Annotated in this window: 11 protein-coding genes; 9 read left to right on the forward strand and 2 right to left on the reverse strand. The window is 41.5% G+C overall.

Annotated elements, in window-relative coordinates; translation table 11 throughout:
• Positions 1-65 precede the first annotated feature (65 nt).
• Positions 66-1,574: a wax ester/triacylglycerol synthase family O-acyltransferase gene (locus tag AAC000_RS06145; protein WP_339721029.1), complete on the reverse strand. Its 1,509-nt coding sequence runs from the start codon at positions 1,572-1,574 to the stop codon at positions 66-68.
• A gap of 531 nt (positions 1,575-2,105) precedes the next feature.
• On the opposite strand from AAC000_RS06145, the gene AAC000_RS06150 reads away from it, so the two are divergent.
• From AAC000_RS06150 to AAC000_RS06165, 4 genes are all read left to right on the forward strand, one after another.
• The gene (locus tag AAC000_RS06150) at positions 2,106-2,675 is read left to right on the forward strand and encodes a DUF2239 family protein (RefSeq protein WP_339721031.1); all 570 of its coding nucleotides are present in this window, start codon (positions 2,106-2,108) and stop codon (positions 2,673-2,675) included.
• Positions 2,672-4,054, forward strand: coding sequence for an MATE family efflux transporter (locus AAC000_RS06155; RefSeq protein ID WP_339721033.1), 1,383 nt, complete (start codon positions 2,672-2,674; stop codon positions 4,052-4,054). The genes AAC000_RS06150 and AAC000_RS06155 overlap by 4 nt, the downstream gene beginning before the upstream one ends.
• Positions 4,055-4,165: 111 nt before the next feature.
• Positions 4,166-5,551, forward strand: a complete 1,386-nt coding sequence (locus AAC000_RS06160) for a sigma-54 dependent transcriptional regulator (RefSeq protein WP_339721035.1) — start codon at positions 4,166-4,168, stop codon at positions 5,549-5,551.
• Positions 5,532-6,818, forward strand: coding sequence for a HAMP domain-containing sensor histidine kinase (locus AAC000_RS06165; RefSeq protein WP_339721036.1), 1,287 nt, complete (start codon positions 5,532-5,534; stop codon positions 6,816-6,818). The genes AAC000_RS06160 and AAC000_RS06165 overlap by 20 nt, the downstream gene beginning before the upstream one ends.
• A gap of 52 nt (positions 6,819-6,870) precedes the next feature.
• Here AAC000_RS06165 and AAC000_RS06170 read toward each other — a convergent pair whose 3' ends face one another.
• Positions 6,871-7,851, reverse strand: coding sequence for a WD40 repeat domain-containing protein (locus AAC000_RS06170; RefSeq protein ID WP_339721038.1), 981 nt, complete (start codon positions 7,849-7,851; stop codon positions 6,871-6,873).
• Positions 7,852-8,184: 333 nt separating this feature from the next.
• Between AAC000_RS06170 and AAC000_RS06175 the strand changes: the two genes are divergently transcribed.
• The 5 genes from AAC000_RS06175 (at position 8,185) to gnd (ending at position 16,766) form a co-directional block, all read left to right on the forward strand.
• Complete coding sequence (locus AAC000_RS06175) at positions 8,185-9,435, forward strand: HlyD family efflux transporter periplasmic adaptor subunit (RefSeq protein WP_339721040.1); 1,251 nt, start codon at positions 8,185-8,187, stop codon at positions 9,433-9,435.
• Between the two features lie 52 nt (positions 9,436-9,487).
• Positions 9,488-10,192, forward strand: a complete 705-nt coding sequence (locus AAC000_RS06180) for an ABC transporter ATP-binding protein (protein ID WP_339721042.1) — start codon at positions 9,488-9,490, stop codon at positions 10,190-10,192.
• Positions 10,189-12,618, forward strand: coding sequence for an ABC transporter permease (locus tag AAC000_RS06185; RefSeq protein WP_339721043.1), 2,430 nt, complete (start codon positions 10,189-10,191; stop codon positions 12,616-12,618). Before AAC000_RS06180 ends, AAC000_RS06185 begins: the two co-directional genes overlap by 4 nt.
• Before the next feature lie 10 nt (positions 12,619-12,628).
• A complete protein-coding gene (locus AAC000_RS06190) occupies positions 12,629-15,049 on the forward strand; it encodes an ABC transporter permease (RefSeq protein ID WP_339721044.1) in 2,421 nt (806 codons plus the stop codon).
• Between the two features lie 262 nt (positions 15,050-15,311).
• Positions 15,312-16,766 (forward strand): decarboxylating NADP(+)-dependent phosphogluconate dehydrogenase, encoded by a 1,455-nt coding sequence (gene gnd / locus AAC000_RS06195; RefSeq protein WP_339721045.1) that lies wholly within the window; start codon positions 15,312-15,314, stop codon positions 16,764-16,766.
• Positions 16,767-16,813: the final 47 nt, after the last annotated feature.

Consider the following 16,813-nt stretch of genomic DNA (forward strand, 5'->3'; position numbering starts at 1 on the left):
ATTAGTTTCTAGGGGTATTTAAACAACAAAAGCAGTGACTTCTATTTAGACGTCACTGCTTGGATTTAACTTTTGACAGTTGCTTTTTCAACTGACTTTTTTGTGGGTTTTTCAGTCGATGTTTCAGAAGGGAGTGCAACCGCTGTGCTTTCACTAAGGGCAAGTAATTCTTGGTGTGCATCTTTCATATACTGCGCCAGTTCGTGTATGTCGGGCATCAATTTCTGACAAGAGATTAAACCAAAGTCGAGCCAACCGTTGTAGCTTTGCAAGGTAATATTCAGTCCCATTCCGTGATAAGGGATCGAGACTGGGAAAGTACTGATTTGCTTAGCACCTGCAAAGTACAGGGTAATGTTAGGTCCGGTAACATTAGAAATCAAAACGTTAGCAAAGGGTGGCACGGCATTGACGACTCTGGTTCGCGTCAGTGTTGAGGCTAAGCTGCTCATTAGCCAAGGCGCACCAATCGAAGGGAAATCAGTCGGCATGATGGCTTTTACATCAGACATCAATGATTTGGTGTGGGTCGAGGAGGCTTTGATTGCTTGTAGCCTTTCCAGTGGATCTTTAATGGTAGTCGCTAGGCTCATTCGGGCTATTGATACTTGATTGCTCAGCTCGGTGTTGCCTTCAGGTCTAACACTGACAGGAATGGCCGCCAACAAAGGCTCCGCTGGATAAAATCCCTCATCAGCAAAATAACGCAACATGCCTTCCCCTGAGATAGCCATAACGACGTCATTGAGGCTGACATGGTTGATTTTAGCGATTTTTTTAGTTTCGGAGTATGGAATGGAAAAGCGCGCAAAACTACGTTGATTGGTAATAGTCGCGTTGAGCGGAGTTTTCGGCGCAAGCCAATTTAAACGCTCGGCATTACTGCCGTCGGGCGCTTTAGCCGGTTTAAACATATCAAAGGCTTTAAGTGTTAACTTTGGCAGGTTTTTGGTCAATTTAATGGATTGGCTGACGTTGTGCATCACCCCTGAGGCAGTGAGTTCGGCAATACCGTAGTTATCACCCCTAGTTGATTCTCTGCGGCGTTTACGTTTATTCGGGGCACGGGGCACGGCAGAGATATCCATAATGGCTTCCATTAACACTTGCCCACCCATACCGTCGAGCGCTGCATGGTGCATTTTAGAATAGAGTCCCACATAGCGGGTGCCCTTAGGTAAGTCATCGGGAACAGGTAAACCATCGAGAATATGCATTTCCCACAAAGGGCGGCTGCGATCCAATAAACTAGAATGTAATCGCGCTACCAGTTTATCTACGTTTGCACGTGTTGCTGGGGGCGGAACAATGACATGGCGAATGTGATAATCAATATCGATAGCTTCGTCCATCACCCATATAGGGTTGGCAATATCGAATGGCATATTAATAAGCTTACGCTGAAAAATAGGGGCCATGTGCATACGGTTTTGGATGTGAGTACGCACATCATCCATAAAATTTCCTGAATATTCAGGAGGCAGCTCCATAATACTCAGGCCGCCAACATGCATAGGCGTTTCAGGTGATTCCAAGTGTAAAAAGGCCGCATCTAAGCCGCTTAGGTGATCCATTGCGTTTCCTTCAGGTTATTGAAAAACGATAAGTATCTTGGTTTTGGAAGTGTTAGTTTTTGGCACAAAGACCTTAACCCCCAAAACGCTGCAATAACAATAATGTCAACTGACAACCTCATGATTCAAATAACTCAATGCAATTGCACCGCGCTCTGTTGTTTCATGTTCTAGCGACAAATCTAATGTAGCACAGTCAAATGCAGTAAGTACAAGAGTCACTGCTCATGCCAGTGCTGCGTTCACCAAAAAAATATAGGCGAATTAAGTTTCTCCTATTCAAGAAGCTGCTGTAGTCCTCACATCAAGCATTTTTAACCTACACACCATGACATTATTTTCACTATAAATGGATCTAATATTTATACCTCCTGGACTGCTTTGAAATCTCACTTTTTATAAAACGACCAAGTTAACCGAGGTTTATTGTGTCCTAGTAAATAATATTTAACCAATTTAAATTAATAAAATGTTGTTTAAATTATTTTATATGGGTAATATTATTTTGACTTAGGCAAATAAGAAAGCAAAATGAATAATCAATATCTGGCAATTTACGATAATAAGGTGGTTTCAAGGGGCTCACTTGAAGACATCATTTATCAGGTAAAAGCGTTACAAACTCCAATCGAACCTTTGGTATTCGAGCAACAAAGTTGCCAAAGAATTGACTTTAGTTGGCACGGCGATGCGGCCACAGTGTTAAAGGCAGCTACTGGCGGGAATACAACGGCTAATAAACGGGGGCGACCCAAACTCGGTGTTAAAGCAAAAGAAGTGACTTTATTACCCCGTCATTGGGAGTGGTTATCTACTCAAAGGGGAGGGGCTTCGGCGGCATTGCGGCGCTTAATTGATGAGGCTCAAAAAAATGCCTCAACGGAAGACGTGATATGCACTAAACAACAGCAATTAGATAAATTTATGCTGACATTTTTGGGAGATGAACCGGGCTTTGAAGAAGCAAGTCGTGCCTTATATCGTAACAGTAAAGTCAGCTTTGAAGCGGCGATTGCGACATGGTCTAGCGATATTAAAGAGTTTGTTATGGCCAAGTTTATGGCTATTTCAGATTTACATAGTGGCGCAACACCCACATGACAGAGTCATCTAAAAGCAACCGTTTTCTGAATGCGCCTTTGCCTTTGGTTTTTTTTAAAACGGCTGCACCTATCATTTTGATTATGTTGGTAAATGGTTCGTTTTCATTGGTCGATGCGTATTTTCTTGGCGTGTTTGTAGGTGCTGACGCGTTAACCGCTGTTACTTCTATGTTTCCAGCTTTTATCATGATTGTGGCTTTGTCTACTTTAGTTTCTAATGGTTTTGCAAGTTTGATGGCGAGGCAGTTAGGGGCTGGAGATCGCGCTAATTCGGTAGAAACTTTTTCCCAAGCCATAAGTTTGTCTTTAGTAGTGTGTGTGTTGTTGATTGTTTTATTTTCTATGGGAGGGAAGGCATTAGTCGCATCGGTGAGTAATGATGTCACTGAGATTGCAGCTATGAGCTATAGCTATATTGCAATTTTGGTTTTTTTCTCGCCCTTGGTCTTTATTTTAAGCATAAATGGAGACAGCTTACGGTGTGAAGGTAAAGTCGCATTTATGGCCTTTATCTCTCTTTTTTCGGTGCTGTTAAATGGGCTATTTAATTATTTGCTGATTGTAGAAATGAATTGGGGGGTACAAGGTTCAGCTTATGGCACTGTTTTGGCACAGGCCATGTCACTGCTAATCATCTATTTCTATCGTAAGTACCAGCCAAGTGACCTTGAACTTCAGGTTATTCGATTTTCAAAATCACGACAGCATTGGTCGCGGTTTTTAGCATTAGGTGCGCCATCTAGCTTAAATTATATAGGTTTAGCCCTATCGTCGGCAGCAATTCTATATAGTTTGCAAAGCTGGGGAGCCGAAAATTATACCTCCACAGTAGGCGCCTACGGCATTATCACGCGTTTAATGACCTTTATCTTTTTGCCTCTTTTAGGTTTGAGCATGGCCTTTCAAGCAATAGTGGGCAATAACTTTGGGGCAAATGAGCTAGGCAGAGTGAATGCAAGTATCAAAATTGCGTTAGGTGTGTCTTTTATTTACTGCCTTTGTTTACAGCTTATTGTTTTTAGTTTTAAAGGCGAATTAGGCGCACTCTTTGTCAGTGATCAAGTTGTTATTAGCGAAGTGATTCGAATTTTGCCTTTGACCATCTTAGCGCTTTTTTTAGTTGGGCCGCAGATGATGGTTAGTATGTTTTTTCAAGCAATTGGTGATGCAAAGCGGGCTGGTATTTTAGGCATAATGAAAACCTATGGGTTTTCATTACCTTTGATTTTTATTCTGCCTTTTTTCTTTGACGAATGGGGAATATGGTACGCGGCGCCTAGTACTGAGTTGTTAGCCTTGTTGTTGACTGTTTTAGTGTTAAGTTATCGGAATAAACAAGCCAACATGAGTTTTGGTTTGTTTTTTAAAGATAATTAGTAACGGCTATCAGACTTGTAATTGAAAACAATATGTCAGTCTTATATTTATTGACGCACATCTTGTATGATTTGCTGAGATTACCCTAACTTTTAAATAAAAGGGCGACAGATGCCTACTGTAGGTTCCAGTAAACTCAATGTGTTGGTGGTTGATGACCGAGTAGATGTGCGTATTAGTGCGCGCTTTGTACTTGAAGACAACCATTATCAAGTCACCGAAGCTGAAAGTCCCGCTATGGCAAAGGAGTTAATCAAACAGCAACAGTTTGATCTAATACTTCTGGATATGAATTATTCTCGTGATACCACCTCTGGTGAGGAAGGCTTAGAGTTATTGAGCTGGTTAAATAAGGCTGAGTTAGGTATTCCCGCGATCGCCATGACCGCTTGGTCTAACGTCGAATTAGCTGTAAAAGCCATGCAATTGGGTGCCGGAGACTTTCTTGAAAAGCCCTGGAAAAATCAACGCTTACTGCAAGTGGTGGCGCAACAAATCAAAGTGAGTGGTCTTAAAAAACAAAATCAAAAACTGCAGCAACGATTAGAGAATACTGAGATAGAAAAAGGTGATTATCAATGGCTTTCGCCATGTATGGACGAGCTGATGCAGCAGATTCATAGTGTCGCGGGTGCCAATGTTGCCATATTGCTTACCGGTGATAATGGGACAGGTAAAAGCCAATTGGCCAGTTACATTCATGCACAGTCACAGGTGAGTAGTGGGCCATTTATTGCCGTTAACATGGGCGCCATTTCAGAGTCTTTATTCGAAAGTGAAATGTTTGGGCACACCAAAGGTGCCTTTACTGATGCCAAGTCTAGTCGCATCGGCCGCTTTGAATTGGCTAAAAATGGGACCTTGTTTTTAGATGAAATTGCCAATATTCCTTTATCACAACAGGCCAAACTATTACGGGTATTAGAAACCGGTGAATACGAGGTGCTAGGCTCTAGCCAAACTCAATTTACTTCAATACGTATGATCAGCGCGACTAACGGCAATTTTAAAGAGTTGATTGAAAAAGAGTTATTTCGTGAAGACTTATTTTATCGGATCAACACCATCGAATTTAGAGTGCCATCCTTAAAAGAGCGTACTTTAGATATTGTTCCTTTGGCGGAACACTTTATTGACATGTACTGTAAGAAGTACACAAAACCTAATATTACACTGAGTCATGACGCTATGAGTGCTTTGCAAGATTATCACTGGCCAGGCAATATTCGAGAGTTGAGTCACCTAATGGAAAGAGCGGTTTTATTATGTCGGGGTGACACTTTATCTGTTGGTGATCTCAATATAAGATCCAGCCAAGAGGTCGATTCAGTAAGCACTAACTTACCTATGATGACCTTAGAAACCGCTGAAAAGCAGCTTATTACTCAAGCCCTTAATCAAGTTGACCAGCACGTACCTAAGGCCGCAAAATTGTTGGGCCTCACAAAATCCTCACTTTATCGAAGATTAGAAAAATATGCCGATCTTCAGAAGTAACAGTTTAAGCGTTTACCTTTTTACTGTTTTAGCTTGTTTTTCGTTACTGTCGTTGTTGTTACTGTGTTGGATTTTAGTGTCTGCACAGTGGCAAGCGTGGAATATTGGTTTGACCTTAGTTGTGGTCAGTTTGTTTTTATTATTGGTGGTAATGCGTGTCAAACATAGGGTGATTTCGTCTTTTGACCGCGCGCTGTTACATATCGAAGCAGTCAAAGTGGAAGATTATAATCAGTACGCTAAGTCTGAGTTTAAAGAAGGGGTCACTGCTCACTTTCATGATGAGCTGACTATGCTCAGTAAACAAATGCAGACCCATAAATCTCAATATGATCAACATGCTTTACTCTTGTATCAACTGATAGATCAATTGGACACACCTATGTTGGTGTTTAATCAAAAACAAAAGTTAAGCTATGCGAATGCCGCTTTTTCGAGTTTATTTGGGCAACCATGGCAAATGTATCGCCTTGCTTCGCCTAAATTACTCGGGTTAGTTTACACTGACAAAGGCTGGCAATTACCGAGTCAAGATCAGCAGTGGCATGTGAGTCAAAGTGAATTTATTGACAGTGGTGAACGCCATCAATTACTGGTATTTACTAATATTGACTCAGCTATTCGTGCTAGCCAGTTGAATGCTTGGCAGCAAATCATCCGTGTTATGGGCCACGAAATTCGTAATTCACTTACACCCGTATCTTCCTTGGCTGAAAGTCTAGCGAGTAAGTCCGTTTCAACCAGAGATCAACAGGCATTAGCGGTAATTTCCGAGCGATGCCATCATTTGCAAGATTTTGTTAATCGATACTCCTCTTTGTCACAAACTTTGGCTCTGGATATCCAAAAAATTCACGTCCCTGTGTTTACGGAGCGTCTAAATGCTTTGTTTTCCCAACATAACCTGACTTTTGTAAATAAGACGCAATGGCTTTGGGCAGACCCCACTTTTATTGAACAAGTATTTATCAACCTATTCAAAAATGCCTTTGAAGCAGAGGCCACAGAAGTCAAAGTGGAAATCAAAGAAAAGGCGCAACAATCTTTGATTAAAGTCGTTGATAACGGTCATGGCTTGGCGAATACAGACAACCTATTTGTGCCGTTATTTACCACAAAACAACAAGGGCAGGGAATAGGCCTCACTTTTTGCCGCAACATTGTTGAACAGCATGGCGGTACCATTGATATTAAAAATAATATAGCGCCTCAAAAAGGAATGACAGTTACGCTGGTCTTGCCTGTATTACACAATACGGATACCTAAAAATACTAGAGTGTATTTTTTGAGGAGTAAAGTTGGATGCTAATGGTAAGTATTAGCCTGCGAAATGTGTTCTAGGCCATAGTTCCAATATGCCATCTGAGTTAATGGTTTGTAAGTGCCCTTGCTCGTTAATACCCCAATCAAGTAAATGGGTGCCTAAAGTTACTATCTTTAATTGCCAATGGCTGAGCATTTTCCCGGAGTGGCTGTCCCACAACCAGATGTTTTGTTTTGTTGAGGCCGTGAGTAATTTTGTATTATTGTCGACAAATAAGGCTTTTTTCAAAAATAACCAGTCATGTTCAATATCTAATTCGGTAATCACTTTATCATCACCTCGAGTCCATATCTTTTGTGAGTATAAGTTGTCAGCCGCAAACATGAATTTCTCAGATACGGCTAAAGCCATCACTCTATGAGGTAATTGTTTCTCGTCCACTAGTTTACCATCTGTAGCTTGCCAAAAAGCGATGCTACCGTCTGTGCTGGCAGACCAAATCTCCATTGAAGACTGGTAAATTAATTGGGACACGGGTCCGGTATGCATGGCAAATTTAGAATGTATACCTTTATGTAAATCGAAGAATAGAATGCCACCGTCTGACATGCCCACCAAAACAATATCACCTAAATCATGAAGTTGAATAACAGTAACTGTTGCGTCGTCTAAGAAGCTATGTACATCCCATTGACTTGTAGCTTGGTCACTGTCCACGTCGTAAATAGCGATTTGAAACTTACCAGCAATAGCGAGTCGTTGGCTATTATTAGAAATTGCTGTGTGATAAGCATTGAAAGGTGTTGACCAAGTTTTCACAACTGAGCGGTTCTGGTTATTCCAAAGGGTAAGGTTATTAACGTCCAGTAGGGCTGTATAATGACCGTTTTTTGAGAGCTTTCCATCTACTACTTTACTTTGAGTATACTGATATTGAAACTCAGATTTCACAATAGCATCGGGTTGGCTACAACCTAGCAAAGTTAAGGCTAGGGTCAATAAAGTATAAGTGTAGAATATTTGGTTCGACGTCATTTAATGCATTTAGATTGCTGTATGAATGTGGAGATAGCTTGCCATACAAAGGGTGTTTGCAGAACAAAAAAGCGTATCTACCCTATCCATACTAGGCTGGCAGTGGTTGCCACTGTAGTTGAGCGGATTGACTTCACACCTACTTGAACTTCACATTTTTTTCGCCCTCAGTACATTTCGATATCGGACTATCCTAGTCCGATATCGGACTGAATATATGCATTAAACATTTCTTTGTTTTTAAGTGTATGAATAGTAAGCACTTTTGTTTTTGGCACAACTCTTGTAGCAGTTAGGTTATTGAAACCGAAAAATAATTGAGTTGCCAATAAAATGGACGTAGTAAAAACCAAAAAATCCTCATCTCTTAAACTCACTAAAAGTAATTTATTGATAGCTTTGATCGCCGTGATTGGGGTACTGGTCTATGTTGCTGTGACCAAAAACGCAGCTGTGTCTGTGGACAGAGAAAGCCTGATAATTGAGTCGGTTCAGCAAGGTGATTTAGAAGTTATCATTGAGGGATACGGCACCTTAACATCTGATAAGCAGCAACTAATTACTTCATTTTCATCCGCTACGGTGAAAGAGATAGTACTCAAGCCCGGTGCCCAAGTCAGTGCTAACAGTGTGATAGTACGTTTAGAAAACCCAGAGTTAGTACTACAAGTTGAAAATGCACAACAAGAGTTAATTCAGGTGCGAGCTAATTTGCGTCAATTGAAACTCAATAATCAGCGTGAAATCCTCAACGAAACGGCAAACTTGGCGGAAATTACCGCGCGTTTTGATACTGCGTCACTAAAACGTGTTGCAGAAGAAAAATTAGTGAAACAGGGCATAGTGTCGCAACTGACGTTCCAGCAATCAGTCTTAGATGAAAAACAACTTAAACAACGAATTGCTATTCTAAAACAACGTATAGAGCAGCTTAAATTGGTGCACCAAGAATCGGTCAATATTCAGCATGAGCGGGTAAAACAACAGCAAGGGCGGTTAAGTATCGCAGAATCACGTTTAGATAAATTAACCGTAAGAGCCGGTTTTGCTGGGGTGTTACAACGCTTATCTGTTGAGCTAGGACAGAGTCTCGCCGCAGGACAGGAAGTTGCTTTAATAGGTAGCGTGACTGATTTGATTGCACTGATTCGTGTACCCCAAAGCCAAGCCCAGCTAATCACAGTAGGTAAAGTCGCCATTATAGATACCCGCCGAGACAAAATTGAAGGTGTGGTGAGTCGTATTGATCCTGTTGTTGATAACAATACCGTAGAAATTGAAATAGCCTTGCCTGCTTCTTTGCCAGCTAGCGCTAGGCCACAACTTAGCGTAGACGGAGTCATCATTGCCGACACCTTACAAAATGTGGTTTTTATCAAACGACCTGCTGGTGCTAAGGCAAATGTTAGTGCTTCTTTATACCGATTAAATGCACAGGACAATGCCAGCTCTCAAGAGTTACGTTTTGGCGCACAAGCCGGACAATTTATGCAAATTTTGTCGGGCGCATCGGTAGGTGAACAATTCATTATTTCTGATTTGTCGAATCTTCAAACGACCAGTCAAAGCATCAACATTAACTAACAATAATTAATAACCTAAAAAACAAATTACAGACAATTAAAGGACAGTACTTATGAGCGATATTAAAATTCAAATGAAAAACATTTCTAAAATTTTTGAAACAGATGAGCTTGAAACCCATGCCCTAAAGAATATCGATATCACTATCAACTCAGGTGATTATGTATCGATTTCAGGCCCTTCTGGTTGTGGTAAGTCGACTTTGTTATCCATTTTAGGGTTGTTGGACATGCCTTCTGGTGGCGAATATTTTATCGAAGGCACCAATGTGACAGATTTGTCTCTAGATGAAGCGGCGGAAATCCGTAACAGCAAAATTGGTTTTATCTTCCAGTCATTTAACTTGATTGATGAATTATCAGTCTTCGACAATGTGGCTTTACCTTTACGTTACAAAACCAAAGTACCCAGCGAAAAAGAGATTTCGGACCGAGTGCATGAGTGTCTAGAATTAGTCGACATGAGCCATCGCACTAGCCACAAACCCAATCAGCTTTCTGGTGGACAACAACAGCGTATCGCCATTGCACGTGCCCTTGTGGCTAACCCAGCCATTTTGCTGGTGGATGAACCGACAGGAAACTTGGACTCTAAAAGTGGCGATCAAGTGATGGACGTTTTGGAAAAACTCAATGACAGTGGCACCACTATTTGTATGGTGACACATGACCCGCGTTATGCCGATATGGCCAACATTCAGCTTAAATTATTAGATGGTTCAATCTTAACCACTCCAGAGTTGCAGGAGGCGGTATGAGCCAGTTTCTCTACCAGCAAAAACAAGCTTGGATGAGCCTTAAAAAAAAGGTGGGCTTTGTGGCTACTGTTGTGACCACTATGGGCACCACTTTAGGGGCTTTGCTATGTATTTTAACCTTAGGGTATCTATTGATTGTTGAACCCTTACCTTATCCTGAGCAAGAAAAGCTCTATAAGGTTAATCATGCCATTGGAGACAGCTCAGGGGAAACCAATGCCACGGCATTTACTTATCCAGGTTTAATCCACCTATACAAAAATCAACAGGTGTTTGATAGCACCGCATTGATTCAATATGGCGAGGATGTCCTCACATCTTTGCCTAACCAACCCACTCTAAGTACAGGTTATGTCACCCCTGAATGGTTTGCATTATTAGGTGCAGATATGCAGATGGGCCGAGCGTTTGAAGAGACAGAGGCATTGGATACTTTTAATCCAGTGGCAGTGATCAGTTACCAAACCTGGCGAGACGAATTTGCATCTGCTGCAGATATACTTGATAAAAAAGTGTCATTTAGTGGTGTGAGCTTTCGAGTCATTGGGGTACTAGGTGAAAACTTTGTGGAGCCGCAAATCAGACAAACTGGGCGTAATGTGGGTATGTGGTTTCCTTGGGATTATAACCTTGATGCACGTATGAAAGAGCGTTGGGGCAATATTAGTGGTGCTTTGACTTTTGTGGGCAAACTCAAAAACACATTGACCGCAGCACAAGCAGAACAAATCCTGACTCCTTTAGTGAGTGACACTTGGGTAGAGAATGTCGCGTCAATCCCCTTCTTTAGCGGTTGGTCTATCAAAATGAAACTTGAATCGCTGCAAATAGCTATTGTGGGTGACAGTCAAAATACTGTTTATAAATTGTTAGCTGGGGTAGTGGGGTTGGTTTTAATTGCCTTTGCCAATATCGCTAATTTGTTTATGTCACGCACCGCCGAACAGCAAAGACAATTAGCTATATATGCGGCTCTTGGGGCAAAAAAATCCCATCTGTTTCGTGGTTTATTGGCTGAGTCAGGCTTGTTGATGGCGCTTTCGTTATTGGTTGCACTAGTCGTCGCGTCTTTGGGGTTTTCTATTTTAAAAGCAAACTTAGCAACTGAGTTACCCCGTGTTAATGAGCTAGGTGTTAACTATATAACCTTTATTGCTTCGATAATTTTGGCGCTGGCATTTGCGCTTTTATTTGCTTTTCTAAGTAGCAAAATGATTAATTACCGTGCCCTAAATTCTATGTTGCAAGCCAGTGGTAAAGGTACAGGTGTACAGGTGTCTAAGCGTTTTAGGCAAGGGCTGATTGTAAGCCAGGTGGCGATTGCAACAGTATTGGTTTTTGCCAACATCACCTTGTTTAAAGAAGCGGTTAGCACTATCAATCAACCCACTGGTTACGATGTGCAGAATATGCAACAACTGAGTTTATCAGTGTCAGCACCAGAATTTCCCCCTGTGGAAGAAGTGGCTGCCACTATGACTGAACTTAAGAAAATACTATTAGAATTACCTGAAGTAGAGAGTATTTCGCAATCTGGTTCTGTTTTGAACGGCTTTGGTTTGTGGGCTTTAAATGCAGTCGCATCGGGTGAAAATTTCACACCTGAAAGTAAAAGTGCCAGCCACCATTATTTTCAAATGTTTAACCAAGAATTACTTGAAGGCGATGACTTTAGTGAAGCTGATGTGAAAGACCGAGCGCGGGTAATGATAGTCAACGATGTGTTTGCCAAGCGACTTAATCCTGAAGGCAGTGCATTAGGATTTCAGCTTTCCTCTGGTCCAGGTGATGAGCCTTTCACCATTATCGGTATAGTGAAAGGCGTAAAAATGCCGGCTCAAACGGAGATCCCAATGCGGGTTTATACGCCATCATCTTTAAGCACTGCGCAAATGACCCTGAAATTACGTGATGGGCAAAGAGTCAGTCGAGAGCAGGCCGTTGCAGCAATTAGTGGTGTGAGTAGCTTATATGCGCTATTTAGTTTGGATACTTTGGAAAGCGAGAAAAAGAGACGACTATTTACCCAATATACCACTGCCACTACCACCTCAGCACTGGCTATTATTACCTTATTTTTAGCCAGCGTTGGCTTGTATGGCATCTTAAGTTACGGCACACAAATGCGAAGGTTTGAGCTGGGTACTCGTATGGCTATTGGTGCCAAACGCAAAGATCTGGTGGGGCTGATTGTCAAAGATAATGCTTGGGTGATTGTACTGGGAGTGGCTTCAAGCATAGTGGTCATGCTAGGGGCGTATATCGGTTACAAAGATGTTTTGTCGGCTTATATGAATGTTGATTTATTGCCAATATTTTTGTTTACGATTTTGTCTATTGCGCTTTTGTCTCTTTTTGCATGTTATTGGCCATTACGTCAGTACATTAATCATCCAGCAATTCGTTCATTGCGTGGCAGTGATTAGGCAATACGTTATGAATCATTCTCACTATTTACTGAGACAAGCTTGGGCTAGCCTTAAAGGCAAGCCTGGGTTCGTTACTGCTGTTGTTACGACAATGAGTCTCACATTTGGGGCGCTGTTATGTGTGTTTACCTTGGCGTACTTATTATTAGTATCACCACTGTCTTACCCAGAAAGTGACAGCCTCTTTACAGTTGAGCATAACTTGATTGATAGAAATGGCGACGTTGATGGTAATGCCTTCACTTATCCTAACTTGATGCATCTGTATGCTAAGCAGACTGTGTTTAGTGAATTAGCCGTAATGTACTACGATGCTGATGTGCTTGTTTCTCAGCCATCTCATCCTACTCTTCCAATTTCTTTTATTACGCCAGAATGGTTTTCACTGTTGGGTGCAGATATGGCAGTGGGGCGAAGCTTTGCAGCAACAGAGGCGCTGAATACCTACAACCCAGTTGCAATTCTGAGCTACCAAACGTGGAAAGATGAGTTTGCTCTTGATACTGACATTTTGTCGAAGAAGCTACAGTTTGGTGACGTCAGTTATCGCATTATTGGTGTGTTGAGCGAAAAATTCATTGAGCCTCAAATCTACGGAGTCGGTAATAAATCCCAAGTGTTTTTACCTTGGGATTTTAACTCTGTTAGTCCCAGTGAGCGCAAAAAGTGGGGTAACGATGATAGTGGCTTGATGATGTTAGGTAAATTGAAGTCAGAACATTCGCCGGTTCAAGTTGAGCAACAACTGGCTAGTTTGGTGAGTGATAATTGGCAACAACAGGTGGCTGGACATCAATTTTTTAATGATTGGAGTATTGGCGTTAAATTGCATGGATTGCAGTCGGTAATTTTGGCTAATAGCCAAAGTACAGTCTATTTATTATTGGCTGGGGTATTGGGTTTAGTACTGATTGCAATGACTAATATCGCAAATTTGTTTATGTCACGAACAGTGGAACGCAGCCGACAACTCGCTATCTGCGCTGCAATAGGTGCTTCTCGTCGGCAAGTATTTACAATGTTGTTAGCAGAATCGACATTGTTGCTGGGGGTGGCCACACTTATTGCTATTTATATCGCCACTTTAGGGTTTAAAGGCATGCAGCTATTTTTAAATCACTATTTGCCAAGAATAGATGAGTTGTCTTTGCAGTTTAGTACCCTCGCTTGCGCTTTGTTGTTAGTGGTATTTTTTGCTTGGTTCTTTGCTTATTTATGTATGAGGATGATTGATTATCGTGAGTTAAATCGTTCAATGCAAAGTGGTGGCAAAGGCACCGGCATACAAGTGTCAAAGAAAGTGAGACAGGGCTTAGTGCTAGCTCAAATTTCTATAGTGACTGTATTAGTTTTTATTAATATTGTGTTATTCAATGAAGCGGTAAGCACTATTCAACGTCCATCAGGGTTTGCAACAGAAAACATTTCCTTTTTAGTGCTCTCTTTACCTAAGGTTAATGAAGAGCAGCGCAATGGTTTACGGGCAAATGTGTCTGAAGTGAGGAATAAATTAACAGCATTACCTCAGGTAGAAGGCGTCAGCCAGTCTATGGCACCTATGCCCTTTTTTACCCTAGCATTGGGTCGCTTGGGTGGCGAAGAACGTTATTCAATCAGAGCCAAAGATGTTGATCACCGTTATTTTCAACTAGTAGAGCAACCCTTATTAGCGGGTAATTATTTCAGTGAAGCGGATTTTAATGATAATAATAATGTCGTAATAATAAATGACATTTTTGCTAAACAACTGGCACCAAATGGTAACGCGCTGGGTTTGAAGTTTGATAATGGTGCAACTGTAATAGGTGTGGTTAAAGGTATACTGATTCCTGGGCAAACCACAATTGAGCCACGTTTTTATTATCCTGCATCACCCACCAGAAATATGTTTCTAGTGAAAACCAAGGTGGGCCAAATACTCACCCGAGAGCAAATAGTGGATGTTTTGCAACAAGTCTCCGGCGAGCTAAAACTCTTTAGTTTGTCCACATTGGAATCCCGCCGGGTTGAGCGTTTGTTTGCGCAATACACTACCGCTTTTACCAGCGGCGCTTTGGCAATGATTACCTTTGTTTTGGCCGGTTTAGGATTGTACGGCATTTTAAGTTACAGCACCCAAATGCGCCGCTTTGAAATTGGTACTCGATTAGCCATAGGTGCTAAACGTTTGGATGTGATTTTACTGATCTTAAAAGACAATGCCTCGATGATTTTTCTTGGCATGCTAACGAGTGTGTTGGTATTGCTAGGGCTAGGGCTGTTTTTAGGACTTAAACAAGACTTAATTACCTATCTAAATGGAAATTTGCTGTTCGCTTTTGTACTGACCATCGCGCCTATTACTTTGTTATCACTCTTCGCCTGTTATTGGCCTTTACGACAATACATCAATCAACCTGTTGTGCATTCATTGCGGGGTAGTGATTAACTGTATTTTGGGGGCGAGGGGGAGGAGTAGGTAATGCAAATATTGTAGAAATAATTGGTCATACCGATTATTTCATATACTAATGCGTTATTTATTTATGCATTTATGAAGTGTTAAGTTTCGTTTTAGTGGTTATTATAAGCCATACCTTAAAATGCTTGGTTCAATTGGCCCTACCCCTTTGGACTTTACTTCAACGTTTTGACGTATAATGTTAAATCGCTAAGCAAGCATTGTTAATTTAAATAAACATTGGAATTTTATGAAAACACTATCTGATATCGGCTTAATCGGCCTTGCTGTCATGGGTGAAAACCTGATTCTGAACATGGCAAGTAAAGGTTATACTGTCACTGCTTATAATCGCTCCACCGACAAGGTTGAAAACTTTATTAATGGCCGAGCAAAAGGCGAAAGCATTCGCGGTGCCTATTCAGTAGAAGAGTTAGTTCAATCACTAGCCACTCCTCGTAAAATTATGATTATGGTGAAATCAGGGGCACCAGTCGATGCCACAATTGAGCAACTTTTACCTTTATTAGACAAAGGTGACATCATTATTGATGGTGGAAACACACATTTCCCAGATACAATTCGTCGCGAAAAATACTGCGCCGAAAAAGGCATTAACTTTGTGGGTGCCGGTGTATCAGGTGGAGAAGAAGGCGCATTAAAAGGCCCTTCAATCATGCCAGGTGGTTCGGCTGAAGCATGGCAAGCAGTGAAACCTATTTTTCAAGATATCTCAGCTAAGGTTGATGATGGTTCGCCTTGTTGTGACTACGTAGGTGAAAACGGTGCTGGCCATTTTGTGAAGATGGTTCATAACGGTATTGAATATGGCGATATGCAGTTGTTGTGCGAAGCCTATCAAATTATGAAAGAAGTTCTGGGCATGTCGGCTGACGAAATGCATGAAGTGTTCAAAGAATGGAACACCACTGAATTAGACAGTTATTTAGTCGAAATTACCCGTGATATCTTAGCCTATAAAGATGAAGATGGCGGTCCACTCGTTGAAAAAATTCTTGATACTGCTGGCCAAAAAGGCACAGGTAAGTGGACAGGTGTAGTGGCGCTTGACTTAGGTGTGCCATTAACGCTTATTGCTGAGTCGGTATTTGCTCGTTGTATCTCTGCCCTTAAAGAAGAGCGTGTTGAAGCCTCTAAGGTCATCTCTGGTCCAGCTAAAACCTTTGATGGTGATAAAGCTGCTTTTATTGAAGACTTACGCCAGGCTGTGTTAGCCGCTAAAATTGTTTCTTATGCACAGGGTTACACTTTGATGCGTGAAGCAGCCAAAGAATTTAACTGGAACCTAAACTATGGCGGCATCGCATTGATGTGGCGTGGTGGTTGTATCATCCGTTCTGCGTTCTTAGGTAAAATTAAAGAAGCCTTTGATAAAAATCCTGAACTAAACAATCTTTTACTAGATGATTATTTTAAAGATACAGTTGTAGCAGCCCAAGAGGGTTGGAGGCGTGTGGCGGTGAATGCCATTACCACTGGTGTACCCGCACCTTGTTTAACGGCTGCCCTTAACTACTTCGATGGTTATCGCACTGCACGTTTACCTGCTAACTTGTTACAAGCACAACGTGATTATTTTGGTGCCCATACTTACGAGCGCACTGATAAACCAAGAGGTGAATTCTTCCACACTAATTGGACAGGACGAGGTGGTAATACATCATCGTCTACTTATAACGCTTAATTCGTTTTAAGAGTAATAAAGGCCGTAGCTTGTATACAAGTTACGGC

This window comes from uncultured Paraglaciecola sp. (assembly GCF_963977085.1).
Classification (GTDB): Bacteria; Pseudomonadota; Gammaproteobacteria; order Enterobacterales; family Alteromonadaceae; genus Paraglaciecola.